This window comes from Nocardioides sp. zg-DK7169 (assembly GCF_013155365.1).
Taxonomy (GTDB): Bacteria; Actinomycetota; Actinomycetes; order Propionibacteriales; family Nocardioidaceae; genus Nocardioides.
The window spans coordinates 41,896-60,091 of sequence record NZ_JABJRA010000011.1 but is presented as its reverse complement, the minus strand read 5'-3'; the positions used below and the strand labels follow the sequence as shown (position 1 = coordinate 60,091).

Sequence of the window (18,196 nt, the reverse complement as noted above, 5' to 3'; positions counted from 1 at the left end):
GTGAGAGGCCGGGGTCGTCCGCGGCGCAGGTTATCGACGGGTGCCCACGGGTACCGCCCTGCGCGGGACACCTGTCGCGTCCACCGCGGGACGCGACGTCACCGACACGACGTCCAAGGGGGATCATGCTGGCAGCGACGTGGACGAGAGAACCGGAGGGGCGGGCCGGTCGAACGCCGCCTGCCGCCCGCCGCCGGAGAGCGTTGGTCCTCGCGTGCCAGTCGCAGGTCCACCCATGAGCCACCCCGGAGAGGTCAGCAACGTGTCACACGACGAGCCGTCCGAAGCAGCACTCGCGGCGTTCGAGCACGCGCCCGGACTGCTGGCGGTCGCGGAGGGCCCCGACCTGGTGCTCACGGCGATGAACGCGGACTCCCGGGCGGTCTTCGGCGACCTGCGCGGACGGCCGGTCGCCGAGGCGTTCCCCGGGCCTGCGGGCGCCCCTCTGGTCGCCCGGGCCCAGGAGGTCGCCACGAGCGGGGTGCCGTTCGTCGAGGAGGAGTGGCGGGTGCCCGCGCGCAGCGCGACCGCCGCCGACGCCTACTACCGCTGTGTGCTCACCCCGTGGCGCGACGACGACGGCGAGGTCCGCGGCGTGATCGCCCAGGCCAGCGACTCCACCGCGGCGGCGCACCGACGGGCGGCGGCCGCGGCGGTGGCCCGGACGCGAGAGGCCCAGGCCCGCGCCGACGCCGACACCGAGGTGCTGGTGACGCTCCAGGACGCCCTGCTGCCCGACGGGCTGCCGATCGTCCCGGGCCTGTCCCTGGCGGCGCGCTACCTGCTCGCCCAGGACGGGACCTGCGCCGGAGGCGACTGGTTCGACGTGCTGGCCCTGGCGGACGGTCGCACGGTGATGGTGGTCGGCGACGTCGTCGGCCACGGCGTGCGTGCCTCGGTCGTGATGGGGGAGCTGCGCAGCCTCTTCGAGGAGCGGGTGCGCGAGGACGGGGACGTGGTGGCCGCGCTCGAGATGCTCGAGCGGCGTGCGCGCCGGGTGCCCGCGGCCCGCTCGACCACCGTCTGCGTGGCCGTGGTGAGCGCGGACCGACGCACCTTGCACTACTGCACGGCCGGCCACCCGCCGCCGCTGGTCGCCAGTGCCACCGGCGACACGACGTACCTTCCGGGCTCGGGCGCGGCGCCGCTCGGCGCCGGCGGCACGTTCGCGCTGGAGCAGCGCGCGCTCGCCGACGGCGACCTGGTGCTGCTCTACAGCGACGGCCTGGTCGAGCGCCCCGGTCGCTCCGCGAGCCAGAACACCCTCGACCTCGCCCACCTGGTCGGACGGGTCGTCGACGAGGCCGGCCCCGCCTGCGGTGCGGCGTCCTCGAAGGAGAGCCTGGCCGAGGTCGTGGCCCGCCGTACGGTCGAGGACCTCACCCGGGCCGGCGGCATGGAGGACGACGTGACCCTCGTGGCCGCACAGGTCGTCGCGGCGCCGAAGCCCCTCGAGCTGGTGCTGCCGGCCTTCCCCGACACCCTGCGCGCTGTGCGCCACAGCCTCTCCGAGTGGCTCGACACGGTCCACGTCGGTCGCCTCGACGAGCTCGCGCTCCAGCACGCGGTGGGCGAGCTGGTCAGCAACGCGGTCGAGCACGCCTACCTGCCGGACGTGCCCCGCACCGAGGCGGTCGTCGTCGTCCACGGCGCGCTCCTGCCGGGCGGCCTGATCGAGCTGAGCGTCAGCGACCGTGGCCAGTGGCGCGCCCCGGGTGCCGACCGCGGCCGTGGCCGCGGCCTGGCGATGGCGCGCGGCTTCGCCGACGAGCTCGACGTGAGCCACGACGAGCACGGGACGACGGTGCGGCTGCGCTACTGGCCCACCACCGAGGCCGGCCTGCTGACCTCCTCCGCCGCGCCCGGTCGCGCCGGGGGCCACGAGCCGATGGTCCTCGAGGCGACCGAGGGCGGCGTCACGCTGCGGGGAGCGGTCGACCAGCGAGCCGCCGACGAGTTCCGCCGCCGGCTCGCGCACGCCACCCGCGGTGGCACCCGCGAGGTGTGGATCGACCTCTCGGAGGTCACCCTGCTCGCGAGCGCCGGGGTCCAGACGCTCTTCGAGGTGATCGCGCCGGCGGACGACCGCGACCCGAGTCGGGTCCGCCTGGTGGCGCCGATGGGCTCGCCGGCCCAGCACGTCCTCGACCTGGTGCGCCTGCCGTACGTCACGTCGACCCCCGAGGAGCACCCGAGCAGCTGAGACGTCGCTGAGAATCCGGCCCACCTGCGCCTTTGGGGGCTCTTTCGCCCGTAGGGGTGAGGCCCCCGAATGACTTTTCGGGTCTGCACCCCCTAGGGTCAAGGGCATGGAAGAGAGGCCCTTCTCGGCAACCATCAGTTCCGGCGTGCTCACGGTCAGTGGCTCGGTGGACGAATATGCCGTGATCGCGCTGCGCAACGCAGTACGTGAGCACACCGAGGACTACACGATCCCCCTGCACATCGACCTGAGCGACGCGGACTACCTGCCGAGCGTCGCGGTCAGCGTGCTGGTCACCGCACTGCGCACCGCGGAGCAGAACGGCACCACCCTGACGCTGGTGGCCGAGCCCGGCACGATCGCCCAGCGAGTGCTGCTCGTCTGCGCGCTGCCCTACGTCACCTCGCTGGACGGCGACGACTCCGCGCCCTCCGGGCCCTCCGTCGTCGCCTGACGCTCGCCGGACAGGTCCCCCGCCGCCCGCTCGCTCGGCCTCAGGTCGTGGCGAGCAGGGCGGCGATCGTGCCTCCGAGGTCGTACGCCGCGGCGAGGTGCTCCTCGGTGACGTCGCCCAGGACCTCCAGCACCGGCGCTGAGCGCGTCCAGGGCAGAGCCCCCGCGATGGCCTCCACGGAGCGCACCGCCCCGGTGGTGTCGTAGCGCCCGTGCACCCACAGCCCGTAGGGACGCCGTCCGCCGCCGCGGGCCGCTGAGCCGTCCTCGCTGAGCGCGCCGCCGGCCTGGTGGAAGGTCGAGTCGAAGAAGTGCTTGAGCGCCCCGGACATGTAGCCGAAGTTGGCGGGGGTGCCGAGCAGGTAGCCGTCGGCCTCGAGAACGTCCTCCGCGCTGGCCGCCAACGCGTCGCGCACGATCACCTCCACCCCCTCGATCGCCTCGTCGCGAGTGCCCGCGACGACGGCGTCGGCGAGACGCTGCACGGTCGGGGTGGGGGCGTGCTGGACGACGAGCAGGCGCGGCATGGGCCCGAGGCTAGCGTCCCCGTCGTACTGTCCCGGAACGCCAGCAGCGCCGGCCCGAGGGGCCGGCGCTGCTGCTGGTGTCCTGGTGTTGCTGGTGGGGGAGTGGCTGGACCTCAGCGTCCGTCGACGAGCTCGTCGACGGCGAGGTCCTCGCGCAGGCCGTCGAGGATCCGGCTCAGCAGGCGGGAGACCTGCATCTGGGTGACGCCGAGCTCCTCGCCGATCTGGGCCTGGGTGCAGTCCTCGGCGAAGCGCAGGTGCAGGATCCGGCGGTCGCGCTCGGAGAGACGGCGCACGACCGGCTGGAGCATCACCCGCGCCTCGAGGGCCTCGCGCTCGCTCTCGTCGTCGCTGCTGAGCAGGTCGCCGACGGTCATGTCGCCGTCCTCGTGCAGCGTGTAGTCGAGGGACGCGGGCTGGAAGCAGCCCTGGGTCTCCAGCGCCTCACGGACGTCGGTGACCGGGATGTCCAGCGCGTCGGCGATGTCCTGGGCGGTGGCGGGACGCCCGTCCTCCATGCCCGATCGGTGCAGGGCGACCACCTTGGAGTGGATCTCCTGGATGCGGCGCGGCGGCCGCACGGTCCATCCGTGGTCGCGGAAGTAGCGCTTCAGCTCGCCGCTCATCGTGGGCACGGCGTAGGACAGGAAGTCGCGGTCCTGGGACACGTCGAACTTCGACGCGGCACGCACCAGGGCGCAGCAGGCGACCTGCTCGAGGTCCTCCAGCGGGACTCCGCGGTTGCGGAAGCGCCGCGCCACGGCGTGCGCGACCTGGATGTTCAGAACGACGACCTCGTTCAGCAGTTCTTCACGCTCGCCGGTGTCGGCCTCCGCGGCCTGGGCGAGGAGGGTGGCGGTTCGTTCGCGCCGGACGTGGTCCGGCGCCTGTCGGTGCATCGCTCCGGTACTCATGAGAGGTACCTATCCCCGCCGAACCGTGTTGAAACTCCAACCAGTCGGGTTTCGGGGGTGACGGATCTCCCCTCGGGCGGGGAGCATGAACCTGGCCCGTCACCGGGTACCTTTCACGCCATGCCGACTGCGCCCCTCGCCGCGACGCCGCGACCGACGGTCGTCGTGGTCGACGACGCCGCCGAGCTGCGCGCGCTGGTCCGCGCCCGGCTGCGGGTCTCCGAGCACTTCGACGTGGTCGGTGAGGGGTCGAACGGGCGCCAGGCCGTCGAGCTCGTTCGCGAGCACCATCCGGACCTCCTCCTGATGGACGTCTCCATGCCCGAGGTCGACGGGATCCAGGCGCTGCCCGACGTGCGCGAGGCCTCGCCTCACACCACAGTGGTGATGTTCTCCGGCTTCGAGGAGCACGGCCTGGCCGACCGGGCGCTGGAGCTCGGCGCCGCTCGGTACCTCCAGAAGTCCTCGAGCCTGGACACCCTGCCCCACGAGCTGCTGGCCGCGCTGGGCCGTGACCGGCCGAGCGCGTCGAGCGAGGCACCGCATGTGGAGCCGGTCCTCGCGCAGCACGTCGAGCGCTTCCGGGAGGTGTTCGACGACGCCGCCATCGGGATGGCGACGCTCACGCTCTCCGGCCGCGTCGTGCGCGCCAACGCGAGCCTGGCCCATCTCCTCGACCGCGACCTGGCCTCCCTGGTCGGGCGCCCGTACGCCGACCTCGTCGACGTGGGGCGCCGGGGTCTCGCGCGAGCGCTCGTGCGGGTGGTGGAGGGAGGCGAGGACGTGGTCGAGTTCGGCCACGGCGTCGTCGGCGCCCCGGCGCGCCGCCTCCAGGCCACCGTCACGCCGGTGCGCGACGCGCGCGGGCGCCCGCTCTACGTGCTGGTCCAGGTCCAGGACCTGACCCGCCAGCGGGCGGCCGACGAGGCCCTGCGCGACAGCGAGCAGCGCTTCCGGCTGCTGGTGGAGACCGTGCAGGACTACGCGATCTTCATGCTCGACGTCGACGGCCACATCGCGAGCTGGAACGCCGGCGCGGCCCGCACCAAGGGGTACACGGCCGAGGAGATCATCGGCCGGCACTTCCGCACGTTCTACCCGCCCGAGGTCCAGGCCTCGGGGCACCCCGAGCGGGAGCTGGAGCTGGCCGTGGAGCACGGCCGCTATGAGGAGGAGGGGTGGCGCGTCCGGAAGGACGGCAGCCGCTTCTGGGCGCAGGTGACGATCACCGCCGTGCACGACGAGACCGGCACCCTGGTGGGGTTCGCGAAGGTCACCCGCGACGTCACCGAGCGCCACGCCTTCCTCGAGAGCCAGGAGCGATCGGCGCGCGCCCTCGCGGAGGCCAATGAGCGGTTGAAGAAGGTCGCCGACGAGCAGGCCCGGTTCCTGGCGGTCACCGCGCACGAGCTGCGCGGCCCGCTGGGCACCGTCGGGATGTCGGCGGAGATGCTGCAACGGCACTGGGCGGAGCTGCTCGAGGACGAGCGGGCCTCGCTGCTCCAGGGCATGGTCGACAGTGCGACCCAGCTGGACCGACTGCTCACCGACCTGCTCACGGTCTCGCGCGCCCAGGCCCAGGCGCTGGACCTGCGACCCCAGCGGGTCGAGGTGCTGCGTCACCTGCGGGGACTTGCGGCGGCGCGGGCGAAGCGGGATCCTCAGGCCGAGGTGGTCCTCGAGGGAGAGGACGCCGCTGTTCTCGCCGATCCGGGAAGGCTGACGCAGGCCATGGACAACCTCGTCACCAACGCGTTGCGCCATGGTCGGGCACCGGTACGCGTGCACGTCACCCCCCGCACCGAGACCGTCGAGATCGCCGTGACCGACGCCGGTGGGGGCGTCGACCCCGAGATGGTGCCGCGGCTGTTCGGCCGCTTCGCCACGGGCTCCGCGAAGGGGACCGGCCTGGGGCTGCACATCGTGCGGGAGATCGCCCGCGCCCACGGCGGCGACGCGACGTACCGCGTCGACGACGGGGCGTTCGTGCTCGAGCTCCCGCGCGACGGCGCAACCGGGGCCCGCGAGACCGGCTCGCTCGACGGGGCGGCGCGATGACCAGCGACCTGAACGGCGCCGTGGACGGCGAGGCGAACGGCAGGGTGCGCCCGCAGCGCAGCGGAGGGCCGGGCGCCGGCGCGACGGACCCGATCCGGGTCGTCCTGGTCGACGACTCCCCGGAGACCCGCCGCCTGGTCCGGCTGGCCCTGCGCCTGCGCGGCGGCTTCGAGGTCCTCGCGGAGACCGGTAGCGGCGAGGAGGCGGTCGCCCTGGTCCGCCGGCTCCAGCCCGACGTGGTGGTCCTCGACCTGGGCCTGCCCGACCTCGCCGGCCGGGCGGTGCTGACCTCGGTGCGCGAGGCTGCGCCTGAGATGCAGGTCGTCGTGTTCTCGGGTGCGGACCCGCACGCCGCCGACGTCGCGTGGTACGAGCAGCACGCCGCCGGCTACGTGGTGAAGAACGAGGACATCGACTACCTCGTGGACCTGGTGGTGGCCGCGGGGCGGCCCGCGCGGCCCTCGCGGGCGCAGACCGCGGAGCTCGACCTGCCCCAGGACCTCGCCAGCGTGCGCGAGGCGCGCTCGCTGGTGCGCAGCACGCTGGCGACCTGGGACCTCGAGCACCTCCACGACGAGGCGTGCCTCGTGGTCTCCGAGCTCGCCACCAACGCGATCAACCACGCCCGCTCGTCCTTCCTCGTGCGGCTCTCCCTGAACCCCACCACCGTGCGCATCGAGGTCGGCGACGGCGGCCGGGGCACCCCCGAGCCCCAGCCGCACAGCGCGACCCGTGAGGGCGGGCGCGGAATGCTCCTGGTCGCCGCGATGTCGGCGTCGTGGGGCATCGACCGCTCCGAGGACGGCAAGGTGGTCTGGGCCGAGCTCGCACGCGAGACAGCAGGGCACCCGGGCCCGTAGGGTCCCCGCATGAAGACACGACTGACCTGCCCGTGCGGCACGACGGTGACCGGTGCCGACGAGGACGAGCTCGTCGCCCGCACCCAGGAGCACCTCGCGCAGGAGCACCCCGGGATGGAGTACGACCGCGAGCAGATCCTGTTCATCGCGACGTGAGCCAGCCCCGGTCCGGCGCGAGCGGACCCGAGGACGACCCGCGCTCGATGCGCGAGCGGATGCTCGCCGGCGACCTCTACCTCGCCGACGACCCCGAGCTCGTCGAGGCGGCCGACCGCGCGCAGGACCTGACCGCGGCGTACAACGCCACCACGAGCCGGCAGCGCCCGCTGCGGCGCCGGCTGCTCGAGCAGCTGCTCGGCGCGCTCGGGAACGACGTGGAGCTCCGCCCGCCCCTGTACGTCGACTACGGCGCCCAGATCAGCGTCGGAGCGCGCACGTTCGCCAACTTCGGGCTGATGGCCCTCGACGTCGCCCCGATCACGATCGGGGCCGACGTGATGATCGGTCCGAACGTGCAGCTGCTCACGCCCACGCACCCCGTCGACCCGGACCTGCGCCGGGCGAAGTGGGAGGCCGCGCTGCCGATCGTGATCGGCGACAACGTGTGGCTCGGCGGCGGCGTGGTGGTCTGCCCCGGCGTGACGATCGGCGCGGACACCGTCGTCGGCGCGGGCGCGGTGGTGACGCGCGACCTGCCGCCGCGGGTGGTCGCCGTGGGCAACCCGGCCCGGGTGGTGCGCCCGATCGACTGACCCGGCCCCGGTGTCTGGCACCGCACCGAACCGGGCCCGGACAACACGACGCCCCCGTCGGAGCTGCGTGAGTCCGGCGGGGGCGAGCGTGTGACTGGACTACTTGTGCCCCGGATGCGGGTCCGGCAAACGTCGTTGCTCCCAAAAACCACCCGTCAGGATGAGGAATCGGCTCATCTCAATCCCATCGAAGGCCCGTCGTTCACCGCTGACCCAGCCCGCAGGTCGCGGGTCCCTCGAGCACCTCGCCGTCCGGGCCGAAGCGCGAGCCGTGCAGGGGGCAGTCCCAGCTCTTCTCCGCGTCGTTCCACCGGACCACGCCCTTGAGGTGGCTGCACACCGCCGAGACCCGTCGCTCGGTGCCGTCGACCCGCGACAGGGCGCTCGGTGCTCCCGGCCGGTCCAGGCGGACCTCGCCCTCGCCCTCGGCGAGCGCGGGACCGGTGCCCGGGTGCCGGACCGGGCGCAGCCAGCCGCCGGCCATCTCCAGGCCGACCTCGCCGTTGAGGCGGGCGGAGTCCAGGAGCCCGGTCAGCTCGCGGAAGCGCCACGGCTCGAAGACCTGGCCCCACGCCATGCGCCCGCCGAGGATCCGCCCGGTCAGGGCGAGCGCGGCGGCGACCCCGTTGGTCATGCCCCACTTGGAGTAGCCGCCGGCCACCAGGATCTGCTCGCTGCCGGGCAGGACCGGCCCAGCGAACGGGAGGGCGTGGTGGGGGACGTAGTCCTGGGCCGACCAGGCGTGCGTCTCCTCGGCGTCGGGGAACCACTGGGCGGTCCATTCCCGGAGCCCGTCGATGCGGGCCTGCTCCGAGACCGGTGCGCCCACCTTGTGACCGTTGCCGCCGACGAGCAGCAGCGAGGAGCCGTCGAGGCCGGGGACGTCGCGCAGCGAGCGCGAGGGCGAGTCGGCGGAGAGGTACATGCCGTCGACCGGCTGGACGGGCGTGCGCAGCGCGAGGCCGTAGGAGCGGCTCGGGTGCATCCGGGCGAAGAACCCGCCACGGTCGAGGATGGGCATGTTGGTCGCCACCACGACGCGGTCCGCGGTCGCGGTGCCCTGGTCGGAGACGACGCGCACCGGGCCGCCACCGGTGACCCGGCGTACCCGCACCCCCTCGAGGATCCGGACGCCGTGCGCGACGGCCTCGCGGGCCAGCGCGTCGAGCAGCTCGCACGGGTCCACCTGCGCCTGCTCGAGGAGCAGGACCGCCCCGCGGGTGGGGTAGGGGAGCGGCACGTCGTCGACCCACTCGGTCTCCAGCCCGGCACGGCGGGTCGCGTCGAGCTCCGCGCGCAGGGACTGCTCGCCCTTGGCACCGTGCGCGTAGGTGTACGCCGGGCGGTGCTGCACCCCCACGCCGTGGTCCTCGCAGAACCGCACCAGCCAGGCCTGGGCCTCGCGGTTGGCCTCCGCGTAGTCGCGCAGCACGCTCGCCGGGTGGCGGTGGGCGATGCGCGAGTACTGCGTGCCCTGCAGCAGGCTCACCTTCGCGGTGCTGCGCCCGGTGGTGACCGCGCCGAGGTGCTCGGCCTCGGCGAGGAGCACCGAGCGGCCCGCGCGGGCCAGGAGGAGGGCGGTCACGACGCCGGTGAGGCCGCCGCCGATGACCACCACGTCGTGCTCGCCCTCGAGGACCGGGGGACCACCGGCCTCGCTCGACGTGCGTGGGTGCCGGTCCTGCCAGAGCGAGGTGAGGGCCACGTGCGATCTCCTTCGTCGTCGGGTCGGTCGAGGTCGGGCGCCCGGTCAGTCCGAGTGGCGCTCGGCGTTCTCGCGCAGGGCTCGGCCGCGCGCGATGTCCTCGGCCTCCTTGTCCTGCTTCTTCTCGATGTTGCGGGTGTCGCGCGGCGGCAGCTGGATGGTCCGCTCGGCCTCGAGTCCGGACTGCAGCTCGCGGCCGCGCTCGAGCTCGGCGTCGAGCTCCGCGCCGAAGAGCAGCGCGATGTTGGTCAGCCACAGCCACAGCAGGAAGACGATGACGCCGGCCAGCGCGCCGTAGGTCTTGCTGTAGGAGGAGAAGTTCGCGACGTAGAAGCCGAACGCCACCGAGAGCACGATCCACGTCAGGATGGCCAGGACGGCGCCGAGGCTGACCCAGCGGAACTTGGGCTGCTTGACGTTCGGGGTCGCGTAGTACAGCAGCGCGACGATCACCACGACCGCTGCCAGGACGAAGGGCCACTTGGCGATCTGCCAGACCAGCACGGCCGTCGAGCCCATGCCGATCGCGTCGCCGACGCTCTCGGCGACCGGGCCGGTCAGGACCAGGGCGAGCAGGACGATCGCGGCGAGGACCACGACCACGGCGGTGACGAGGAGCATCACGGGGCGCAGCTTCCAGATCGGGCGGCCCTCGTCGATCTCGTAGATCCGGTTCATCGAGCGCCCGAACGCGCCGACGTACCCGCTGGCCGACCACAGCGCGCCGGCGAGACCGAGGACGAGGGCGAGGCCCGCGCCCTGCGAGCCGCTCAGCTCGCGCAGCGTCGGGCCGATCGTGTCGACCGCGCCGTCGGCGCCGAGGTCGCGCAGGATCTTCAGGACCTCGTCGACCGCCTCGGTGCCCTGGCCGACGAGGCCGAGGATCGAGGTCAGGGCGATCGCGGCGGGGAACATCGCCAGGACGGCGTAGTAGGTCAGCGCTGCGGCCAGGTCGGTGCACTGGTCCTTGCTGAACTCCCGGCCCACCTTGCGCAGGACGTAGGTCCAGGAGTGCTTGTGCAGGTCCGTGGGCGAGTCGACCTTGCCGTCGTCGTCCGGGTCGTGGTCGGGGGAGGGGCGATCGGCGTCAGCTGTCGTGCTCATGCGCGTGGGTGCCCGTAGCGGGGAGGTGTCATGCGTACGGGCGCCCCCGAGCACCCGTACGGCGCCGCCTCCGCACGCACGGCGGCGCCCGCGCAGGGATCCTGCGCGGGCGCCGCGGGTCGTACGCCGCTCGGGGAGCGGTCAGGCGGGGCGGTGCGTGGTCACACCGTCGTGGCGAAGCGGTTCCAGACCCGGTGGAATCCCATCTCCTCCTGGACCTGGCCGAAGACCTCGGCGGCGCTGTCACCGGTGATGACGCCCGCGTCGTCGTCGGAGATCCCGGCCGCGGTGAGCGCGTCGAGGCCGTAGCCCCAGGCACCGATCACCTTGGCGTGGCGGTGGCACTCCTGGATCATCAGCGCGACCCGGGGGTCGAGACCGGGACCGGCGGGGGCGCCGGCCTTGTCGTCGCGGTTGGCGAGCGCGTCGGGCGCCGGGACGGGGCTTCCCGCGACCAGCAGCACGTCGACCTCGACCGAGCGGCCGGTTGCGAAGGTGCGCTGCACGGGCATCCCCTCGATCATGCCGCCGTGCGGGCCGATCAGCAGCGCCACCATGCCGGCGTCGTGGATCGTGCGCCGCAGCGCGTCGACGCCGGAGAGGTCACCGGAGGGGTCCACCACGATGCCGACCATCCGGCCGTCGGGCGGGAAGGGGCCCTTGACCTGCGACAGCGCCGGGCTCGGGTCGAGGTCCACCAGCGGGACCGTCGGCTCGGGCGCGGGCAGGCCGAGCCCGGTGGCCACCTCCTGGCACAGCACCGGGTCGATGTTGGCCAGGCACTGCAGCTGGCGCTCCTTGACCGCCTGCTCGTAGCACTTGCCGAGCTCGAAGGTGTAGGCCCGGATGATGTGCTCCTTCTCGACCGGGGTCATGCTCAGCCAGAACTGGCGCGTCTGGCTGTAGTGGTCGTCGAAGGACGCCGGGAGGTCGCGCACCTTGCTGGCCTCGGCGACCTTCACCGCGGCCTCCACGAAGGCGCGCGTCTGCTCGTCGGAGAGGTCGGCACCGGCCGCGAACGGGCAGCCACCGTCCAGCGAGTTCGGCTTGTACGGCGCGACGCCGCTGTGCACGGCGTGCTGGTGGAAACCGTCGCGGAACATGTCGTTCGTCGGCACGTGCGGGCGGTTGACCGGGATCTGGTTGTAGTTCGGGCCGCCGAGACGCGACAGCTGGGTGTCGACGTAGGAGAACAGCCGGGTCTGGAGCAGCGGGTCGTCGGTGACGTCGATGCCGGGCACCAGGTGGCCGACGTGGAAGGCGATCTGCTCGACCTCGGCGAAGAAGTTCGTCGGGTTGGCGTTCAGCGTCAGCTTGCCGATCGGCTGCACCGGGGCAAGCTCCTCGGGCACGATCTTGGTCGGGTCGAGCAGGTCGATCCCGGCGAACATCTGGTCGGGCTCGTCCGGGAAGACCTGGATGCCCAGCTCCCACTCGGGGAAGGCGCCGGACTCGATGGCGTCGTAGAGGTCACGGCGGTGGAAGTCGGGGTCGATGCCGTTGATCAGCTGCGCCTCCTCCCAGGTCAGGGAGTGCACGCCGAGCTTGGGCTTCCAGTGGAACTTCGCCAGCGAGGTCTTGCCCTCGGCGTTGACGAGGCGGAAGGTGTGGACGCCGAAGCCCTCCATCATCCGGTAGGAGCGCGGGATGCCCCGGTCGGACATGTTCCACATCGTGTGGTGCTGGGCCTCGGTGTGCAGCGACACGAAGTCCCAGAAGGTGTCGTGCGCGCTCTGCGCCTGCGGGATCTCCCGGTCCGGGTGCGGCTTGCCGGCGTGGATGACGTCGGGGAACTTGATGCCGTCCTGGATGAAGAAGACCGGGATGTTGTTGGCGACCAGGTCCCAGTTGCCCTCGTCGGTGTAGAACTTCGTCGCGAAGCCGCGGGTGTCGCGCACGGTGTCGGCGGAGCCGCGCGAGCCCAGGACGGTGGAGAAGCGCACGAAGACCGGCGTCTCCTTGCCCTTGGCGAACAGGCCCGCCATCGTCACCGACTCGGCGGAGCCGTAGCCCTCGAAGACGCCGTGGGCGCCGGCGCCGCGGGCGTGCACGACGCGCTCGGGGATCCGCTCGTGGTCGAAGTGGGTGATCTTCTCGCGCAGGTGGTGGTCCTGGAGCAGGGTCGGGCCCCGCTCGCCGGCCTTCAGCGAGTGGTCGGTGTCGCGCAGCCGGGTCCCGGTGGAGTTGGTGAGGTACGCCGACTGCTGGGCGCGCGCGGTGGGCGGCGCCCCGGTCGGGGCGCCGGTCGCCGTACCGGTCGCGGGCGCGCCCTGGTCCGGCTTGGGCGGCAGCGGCGCCTTCGGGGCTGTGGGCTCCTCGACGGGAGCCGGCACGGGGCCGGGCGCGCCGGGGACGGTCGGTCCGGTCATGGCGGACGCCTTGTCCGCGACGGCGCCGGCAGCCTCCTCGATCTTGTCCTTGGCGGCCTTCGCGGTCTGCTTGGGATCCATGGGTCCTCGCTTCGATGAGCTGGTGTGGGGCGTCTCGGGGTACCCCGGTCGGGCCGGTAGGACACCCGGATTGCCGCTGGGACCGGTCGGGTACGAAAGAGGGATGAACCAGACCTTGACCCGCGCGCAGCGACGACGCGGTGAGCACGGCACCGGGGAGGCCGGCCGGTGCTGACCCCGAAGGCCCGCGGCGCGCTGAGCGCCGCCCTTTTCGAGACCATGCGCTCGAGCGACCCCCGGGTCGTGGACGTGGAGCCGGAGTCCGCGGACGACGCCGCCATCGCCTTGTGGGCGCTGTTCGAGCTCCACTACCGCGGCTTCGACGACGTCGAGGACGGCATGGAGTGGCACCCGGCGCTGCTGACGGTGCGCCACCGGCTCGCCGGTGACCTGGAGCGCCGGCTGCGTGAGCGCTGGGCGCCGTACGCCGTCGAGGGCCGCACCGCGGCCGAGATCGGCTCCGAGCTGTTCGCCTACATCGAGGGCCACGACGGCCCGTCGCTCGCGCGGGCGGTGCAGAGCAGCGCCGACGCCGACCAGGTGCTCGACCTGCTGCGCTGGCGCTCGGTCTACCACCTCAAGGAGGCCGACCCCACCGCGTGGGTGGTCCCGCGGCTGGGCGCGCGGGCGAAGGCGGCGCTGATGGAGCTGCAGTTCGACGAGTACGGCAACGGCGACCCGGAGCGCCTCCACCACCGGCTGTGGGAGCGGGGCATGGAGGCCGTGGGCCTGCGCGCGGACTACGGCGCGTACGTCGACGAGGCACCCCTGGAGGCGCTGGAGCAGAACAACGCGATGAGCCTGTTCGGGCTGAGCCGGGCGCTGCGCGGCGCCGCGCTGGGCCACCTGGCGGCCTTCGAGGCGACGAGCTCGCTGCCCTCCCGACGGATGGCCCAGGGCCTGGAGCGCCTCGGGATGGCCCCGGAGCTGGTCGCGTACTACACCGAGCACGTCGAGGCGGACGCCGTGCACGAGCAGCTCGCGGCGCGCGACATCTGCGGCGTGCTGGCCCAGGAGGAGCCGGCCCTGGGGCCCGACGTCTTCTTCGGCGCCTTCACCTGCCTGGACCTCGAGGACCGCTTCGCCACCCACGTGCTCGGCCTGTGGGAGGCGGCGGCATGAGCGCGGAGCGCCCGGACTCCGGGGCAGGGTCCGGGGGAGAGCCCGGCCGCGCCGACGTCGTGGTGTGCCCGGGCGGGCCGCTGCTGCTGCGCGGCGACCACCTCGTGGAGGACGCCGAGGGCCAGGTGCACCGCACCCGGCGACCGGTCTCCGCGGTGTGCCGCTGCGGCAAGTCCTCGGTCCAGCCGTGGTGCGACGGCACCCACAAGGTGCTGCCGCCCAAGCTGCGTCCCTGATCACGCGCCGGTCCCCGGGTACGCCGCCGCCTCGGCGGCTGCGTCCCGGGGACCGTTCGCGTCTCAGCGGGTGCGCAGCAGGTGGGCGACGACGCCGCGCTCGAACTCCCGGACCTCGACCAGGGCGAGGCCCGCCGACGGCGACAGCTCGGCGTCGAGGGTCGTGGCCTGCTCGCGCGAGCCCAGCTGGAGCAGCAGCGACCCGCCGTCCAGCAGGTGCTCACCGGCGCTCGCCACGCAGGTCCGGGCCAGTGTGAGCCCGTCGTCGCCGCCGTCGATGGCCAGCAGCGGGTCCTCGGGGAACCGCCCGGTCTCGGTGCGCCGGACCCACGGCGGGTCGGCCTGCACCAGCGCGAAGCGCTCCTCGGTGTCGAGCACCGCGTCGACCGCGCCCTCGCGGACCTCGACCAGGTCGGCGAGACCGGCCTGCTCGGCGTTGTACCGGGCGTGCTCGCAGGCGACGGGGTTGAGGTCGACGGCGACCAGCCGGCGCCGCTCGCGGGCGATGGTCAGCAGCCCGATCTGGCCAGCGCCGGTGCACAGCTCGAGCACCGGGCCCTCGGGCCCGCCGCGCAGCAGCTCGGCGCCCCAGGCGGACTGCGCGGTGGTCCAGGCACGGGGCCGCAGGACCCGCGCGTCGTAGCGGATCCGCAGCTCCCCGAACTCCATGACCTCCGGGGTCGGGGCCAGGCTCAGCTCGTCGGTCATCGCAGCCCTCCAGGGTGGCGTGGTCGGACCCGGGAGTGTGCCAGTCCGGCCGCGGCGGCTCGGCGCCGGGCGCCGGCGAGCCTCACGGGCCCGCCGGCCGGCGCCGCGACGACGCGGTCACACCACTCCCGGGACGGGAGCGGCGGCGACCGCGCCGAGGCTCTCGGGCTGCTTCTCCTGGTCGTTGTCGTCGCCTCCGTTGAGGGAGGCCACGAGGACCAGCACGAGACCGATCACCACGAACACTGCGACCGCCCAGGCGGCACCGACCCTGCTGTTGACCTTCACCGTGGTCCTTTCGACGGGGGTTGCGGACGCCGCGGCCGGTACCCGCTGGGGCGCTGCCGACACGACGACCGTCCGTCCCAAGAGACGGGAGCCGGGGCCGGGACCGGGATCTCAGCAGGGGTGGCCGTGGCGGTTCGCCCACGCGACCGCCTGGGTGCGCCGGGTGACCCCGAGCTTGCGATAGGTCTGGCGCACGTAGGTCTTCACCGAGTTGATGCTGATGTAGAGCGAGTCCGCGATCTCCTGGTTCGACGACCCGCGGCACAGGAGGGTCAGGACCTCGGCCTCGCGCAGGCTGAGCGGGATCGTCCCGGTCGCGGGCTCGGGCTCGACGCGCTCCCCGCGACCCGCGGCCTCGACCAGAGCGATCAGCTCCGGGCCCGGAATGGCCTTGTCGATGACCGCGTGGGCGCCGGCGGCGGCGAGGGTGCGCCTGTTCGCCGCGCGGGTGTTCCAGGTGTAGACGAGCACCTTCGCCGGGCCGAGCGCGGCCACCCGGCTCACGTGGGCGTGCGGCTCCTCGTCGGCGTGGAAGGGGTCGACGAGCACGAGGTCGAGGCCGTGCGTGGGCCGGACGCTCTTCAGCACCGACAGCTCGACACGGGCCCCATGGGCGCGAAGCATGCCGTCGAGACCGGTGAGGACGAGCTCGGTCTCGTTGAGCACGCCCAGCTGCAGCGCTGGCCGGGGCCGCTCGGTCGCGGGATCTGCAGAGGGCATGCTTGGGAAACTAGTCGCCGGACGCGCCCGCGACCCACCGTCAGGCATCACCTGCAGGGGTGAAAGACCGTGGTCTCGTCTCGGGGGTCGGATGCCGAAGACGTGGGGTGACGGGCACCTCGCCACCGCGTCGACGCTCTCCGCTACAGTGAGGCGCAATGATGCGTCAGCTCCTCCTTCGCTGCCGCAGCGAGGTCTGAAGGCCGGACCCCTCGCTGCGGAGTGCGTGCTGTCCCGGCGACACTGACCACCCCAGCGAGGAGTTCCACCATGAGCAGTCCCGAGCAGCAGCCCGTCGCCCTGAGCAACACCGACAACACGCAGAAGCCGAGCGGCATGCCGGTCGAGCGGTACCGGGCCTTCGTGCCCGTCGACGTACCGGACCGCACCTGGCCGACGGGCAAGATCACCCGCGCCCCGCGCTGGCTCTCCACCGACCTGCGCGACGGCAACCAGGCGCTGATCGACCCGATGACCCCGGCCCGCAAGCTCACCATGTTCGACCTGCTGGTGAAGATGGGCTACAAGGAGATCGAGGTCGGTTTCCCGAGCGCCAGCCAGACCGACTTCGACTTCGTGCGCCAGCTGGTCGAGGAGGACCGGATCCCCGACGACGTGCGGATCTCGGTGCTGACCCAGGCCCGCGAGGACCTGATCGAGCGCACCGTGCAGTCGCTGGTCGGCGCCCCCCGCGCGACCGTGCACATGTACAACGCCACCGCGCCGCTGTTCCAGCGCGTCGTCTTCGGGGTCACCCCGGCGGAGTGCAAGCAGATCGCGGTCCACGGCACCGAGCTGGTCGTCAAGTACGCCGAGCAGAACCTGGGTGCCGCCTTCGCGGAGTTCGGCTACCAGTACTCCCCGGAGATCTTCACCCAGTCCGACACCGACTTCGCCCTGGAGGTCTGCGAGGCCGTCTCGGACGTCTGGCAGCCCGAGCCGGGCCGCGAGATCATCCTGAACCTGCCGGCGACCGTCGAGATGTCGACGCCGAACACCTACGCCGACCAGATCGAGTACTTCTCGCGCGGCCTGACCCGGCGCGACGTCAGCGCGATCAGCCTGCACCCGCACAACGACCGCGGCACCGCCGTGGCGGCGACCGAGCTGGGCCTGATGGCCGGCGCGGACCGCGTCGAGGGCTGCCTGTTCGGCCACGGCGAGCGCACCGGCAACGTCGACCTGGTCACGCTGGGCATGAACCTGTTCAGCCAGGGCATCGACCCGCAGATCAACTTCTCGATCGAGGGCGGCATCGACGAGATCCGCCGCACGGTCGAGTACTGCACGCAGCTGCCCGTGCACCCGCGCCACCCGTACGCCGGCGACCTGGTCTACACGGCGTTCTCCGGCTCCCACCAGGACGCCATCAAGAAGGGCCTGGAGGACCTGGAGCGGCGCGCCGCCGAGCGCGGCATCTCCGTGCGCGACATCGAGTGGGAGGCGCCGTACCTCCCGATCGACCCCAAGGACGTCGGCCGCACCTACGAGGCGGTCATCCGGGTCAACAGCCAGTCCGGCAAGGGCGGCGTCGCCTACGTCTTGAAGGCCGAGCACAAGCTGGACCTGCCGCGCCGCGCGCAGATCGAGTTCAGCCGGGTCGTGCAGGAGCGCACCGACGCCGAGGGCGGCGAGATGACCCCGGACGCGATCTGGAGCACCTTCCGTGCCGAGTACCTCGACCGCGAGACCCCGCTGAAGCTGGACACCGTGCACACCTCCTCGGCCGCCGGGGAGAAGGACGCGCTCACGGCCAACGTCTACGTGGACGGCGAGCTGCGGACGCTCACGGGTGAGGGCAACGGTCCGATCGCGGCGTTCGTCCAGGCGCTCAACGACCTGGTCGCCGCGGAGCAGGCCGCCGGCAACGCGGCGTACGCCGCCCGCGGCGACGTCCGGGTGCTCGACTACGCCGAGCACGCCCTGTCCGCCGGGGGCGACGCGCTGGCCGCGGCGTACGTCGAGTGCGCCGTGGGCGACAAGGTCCTGTGGGGCATCGGCGTGGACGCCAACATCGTCACCGCCTCGCTGAAGGCCGTCATCAGCGCCATCAACCGCGCCTGATCTGCGCCGTCGGCGCTCCTGCGGGGGCGCCG

The 18,196-nt window shown here is 73.0% G+C and carries 17 protein-coding genes; 9 read left to right on the top strand and 8 right to left on the bottom strand.

What is annotated here, in order from left to right; all coding sequences use genetic code 11:
- Positions 1–235: 235 nt before the first annotated feature.
- Both HOQ23_RS16375 and HOQ23_RS16370 read left to right on the top strand, forming a co-directional pair.
- Complete coding sequence (locus tag HOQ23_RS16375; RefSeq protein WP_172215778.1) at positions 236–2,203, top strand: SpoIIE family protein phosphatase; 1,968 nt, start codon at positions 236–238, stop codon at positions 2,201–2,203.
- A gap of 106 nt (positions 2,204–2,309) precedes the next feature.
- Positions 2,310–2,657 (top strand): STAS domain-containing protein, encoded by a 348-nt coding sequence (locus HOQ23_RS16370; RefSeq protein ID WP_253945612.1) that lies wholly within the window; start codon positions 2,310–2,312, stop codon positions 2,655–2,657.
- Between the two features lie 40 nt (positions 2,658–2,697).
- Here HOQ23_RS16370 and HOQ23_RS16365 read toward each other — a convergent pair whose 3' ends face one another.
- Together HOQ23_RS16365 and HOQ23_RS16360 are read right to left on the bottom strand one after the other, a co-directional pair.
- Positions 2,698–3,183: a flavodoxin family protein gene (locus tag HOQ23_RS16365; protein ID WP_172215774.1), complete on the bottom strand. Its 486-nt coding sequence runs from the start codon at positions 3,181–3,183 to the stop codon at positions 2,698–2,700.
- Positions 3,184–3,296: 113 nt separating this feature from the next.
- Positions 3,297–4,097, bottom strand: coding sequence for a sigma-70 family RNA polymerase sigma factor (locus HOQ23_RS16360; RefSeq protein ID WP_172215772.1), 801 nt, complete (start codon positions 4,095–4,097; stop codon positions 3,297–3,299).
- Positions 4,098–4,217: 120 nt separating this feature from the next.
- On the opposite strand from HOQ23_RS16360, the gene HOQ23_RS16355 reads away from it, so the two are divergent.
- From HOQ23_RS16355 to HOQ23_RS16340, 4 genes are read left to right on the top strand one after another with little or no spacing between them, the layout of a single operon-like run.
- Positions 4,218–6,155: a PAS domain S-box protein gene (locus HOQ23_RS16355; RefSeq protein WP_172215770.1), complete on the top strand. Its 1,938-nt coding sequence runs from the start codon at positions 4,218–4,220 to the stop codon at positions 6,153–6,155.
- Complete coding sequence (locus HOQ23_RS16350) at positions 6,152–7,015, top strand: response regulator (RefSeq protein WP_172215768.1); 864 nt, start codon at positions 6,152–6,154, stop codon at positions 7,013–7,015. The genes HOQ23_RS16355 and HOQ23_RS16350 overlap by 4 nt, the downstream gene beginning before the upstream one ends.
- A 9-nt stretch (positions 7,016–7,024) precedes the next feature.
- Positions 7,025–7,171, top strand: a complete 147-nt coding sequence (locus tag HOQ23_RS16345) for a DUF1059 domain-containing protein (protein WP_172215766.1) — start codon at positions 7,025–7,027, stop codon at positions 7,169–7,171.
- The gene (locus tag HOQ23_RS16340; RefSeq protein ID WP_367650539.1) at positions 7,168–7,767 is read left to right on the top strand and encodes a sugar O-acetyltransferase; all 600 of its coding nucleotides are present in this window, start codon (positions 7,168–7,170) and stop codon (positions 7,765–7,767) included. The genes HOQ23_RS16345 and HOQ23_RS16340 overlap by 4 nt, the downstream gene beginning before the upstream one ends.
- Positions 7,768–7,969: 202 nt before the next feature.
- Here HOQ23_RS16340 and HOQ23_RS16335 read toward each other — a convergent pair whose 3' ends face one another.
- The 3 genes from HOQ23_RS16335 to HOQ23_RS16325 all read right to left on the bottom strand — a co-directional run bounded on the left by HOQ23_RS16335 (position 7,970) and on the right by HOQ23_RS16325 (position 13,026).
- Entirely contained in the window at positions 7,970–9,472 is a 1,503-nt protein-coding gene (locus tag HOQ23_RS16335) for an FAD-dependent oxidoreductase (RefSeq protein WP_172215764.1), read from the bottom strand.
- Between the two features lie 45 nt (positions 9,473–9,517).
- Positions 9,518–10,576 carry a YihY/virulence factor BrkB family protein gene (locus HOQ23_RS16330; protein WP_172215762.1) on the bottom strand — a complete coding sequence of 353 codons (1,059 nt, stop codon included), beginning with the start codon at positions 10,574–10,576 and terminating at the stop codon, positions 9,518–9,520.
- A gap of 161 nt (positions 10,577–10,737) precedes the next feature.
- Positions 10,738–13,026: a catalase gene (locus HOQ23_RS16325; RefSeq protein WP_172215760.1), complete on the bottom strand. Its 2,289-nt coding sequence runs from the start codon at positions 13,024–13,026 to the stop codon at positions 10,738–10,740.
- Positions 13,027–13,194: 168 nt separating this feature from the next.
- Between HOQ23_RS16325 and HOQ23_RS16320 the strand changes: the two genes are divergently transcribed.
- Together HOQ23_RS16320 and HOQ23_RS16315 are read left to right on the top strand one after the other, a co-directional pair.
- Complete coding sequence (locus HOQ23_RS16320; protein WP_367650538.1) at positions 13,195–14,148, top strand: iron-containing redox enzyme family protein; 954 nt, start codon at positions 13,195–13,197, stop codon at positions 14,146–14,148.
- Positions 14,145–14,384: a CDGSH iron-sulfur domain-containing protein gene (locus tag HOQ23_RS16315; protein WP_172215758.1), complete on the top strand. Its 240-nt coding sequence runs from the start codon at positions 14,145–14,147 to the stop codon at positions 14,382–14,384. Before HOQ23_RS16320 ends, HOQ23_RS16315 begins: the two co-directional genes overlap by 4 nt.
- Positions 14,385–14,447: 63 nt before the next feature.
- Here the strand turns inward: HOQ23_RS16315 and HOQ23_RS16310 are convergent, their stop codons facing one another.
- The 3 genes from HOQ23_RS16310 to HOQ23_RS16300 form a co-directional block, all read right to left on the bottom strand.
- Entirely contained in the window at positions 14,448–15,092 is a 645-nt protein-coding gene (locus tag HOQ23_RS16310; RefSeq protein WP_172215756.1) for an RsmD family RNA methyltransferase, read from the bottom strand.
- Positions 15,093–15,209: 117 nt separating this feature from the next.
- On the bottom strand, positions 15,210–15,380 hold the full coding sequence (locus HOQ23_RS16305; RefSeq protein ID WP_172215754.1) for a hypothetical protein: 171 nt from the start codon (positions 15,378–15,380) through the stop codon (positions 15,210–15,212).
- Positions 15,381–15,491: 111 nt separating this feature from the next.
- Positions 15,492–16,100 (bottom strand): response regulator transcription factor, encoded by a 609-nt coding sequence (locus tag HOQ23_RS16300; RefSeq protein ID WP_172215752.1) that lies wholly within the window; start codon positions 16,098–16,100, stop codon positions 15,492–15,494.
- 270 nt (positions 16,101–16,370) lie between these two features.
- Here HOQ23_RS16300 and leuA point away from each other — a divergent pair, with 270 nt between their 5' ends.
- Complete coding sequence (leuA, locus tag HOQ23_RS16295; protein WP_172215750.1) at positions 16,371–18,164, top strand: 2-isopropylmalate synthase; 1,794 nt, start codon at positions 16,371–16,373, stop codon at positions 18,162–18,164.
- The last annotated feature ends 32 nt before the right edge of the window (positions 18,165–18,196 follow it).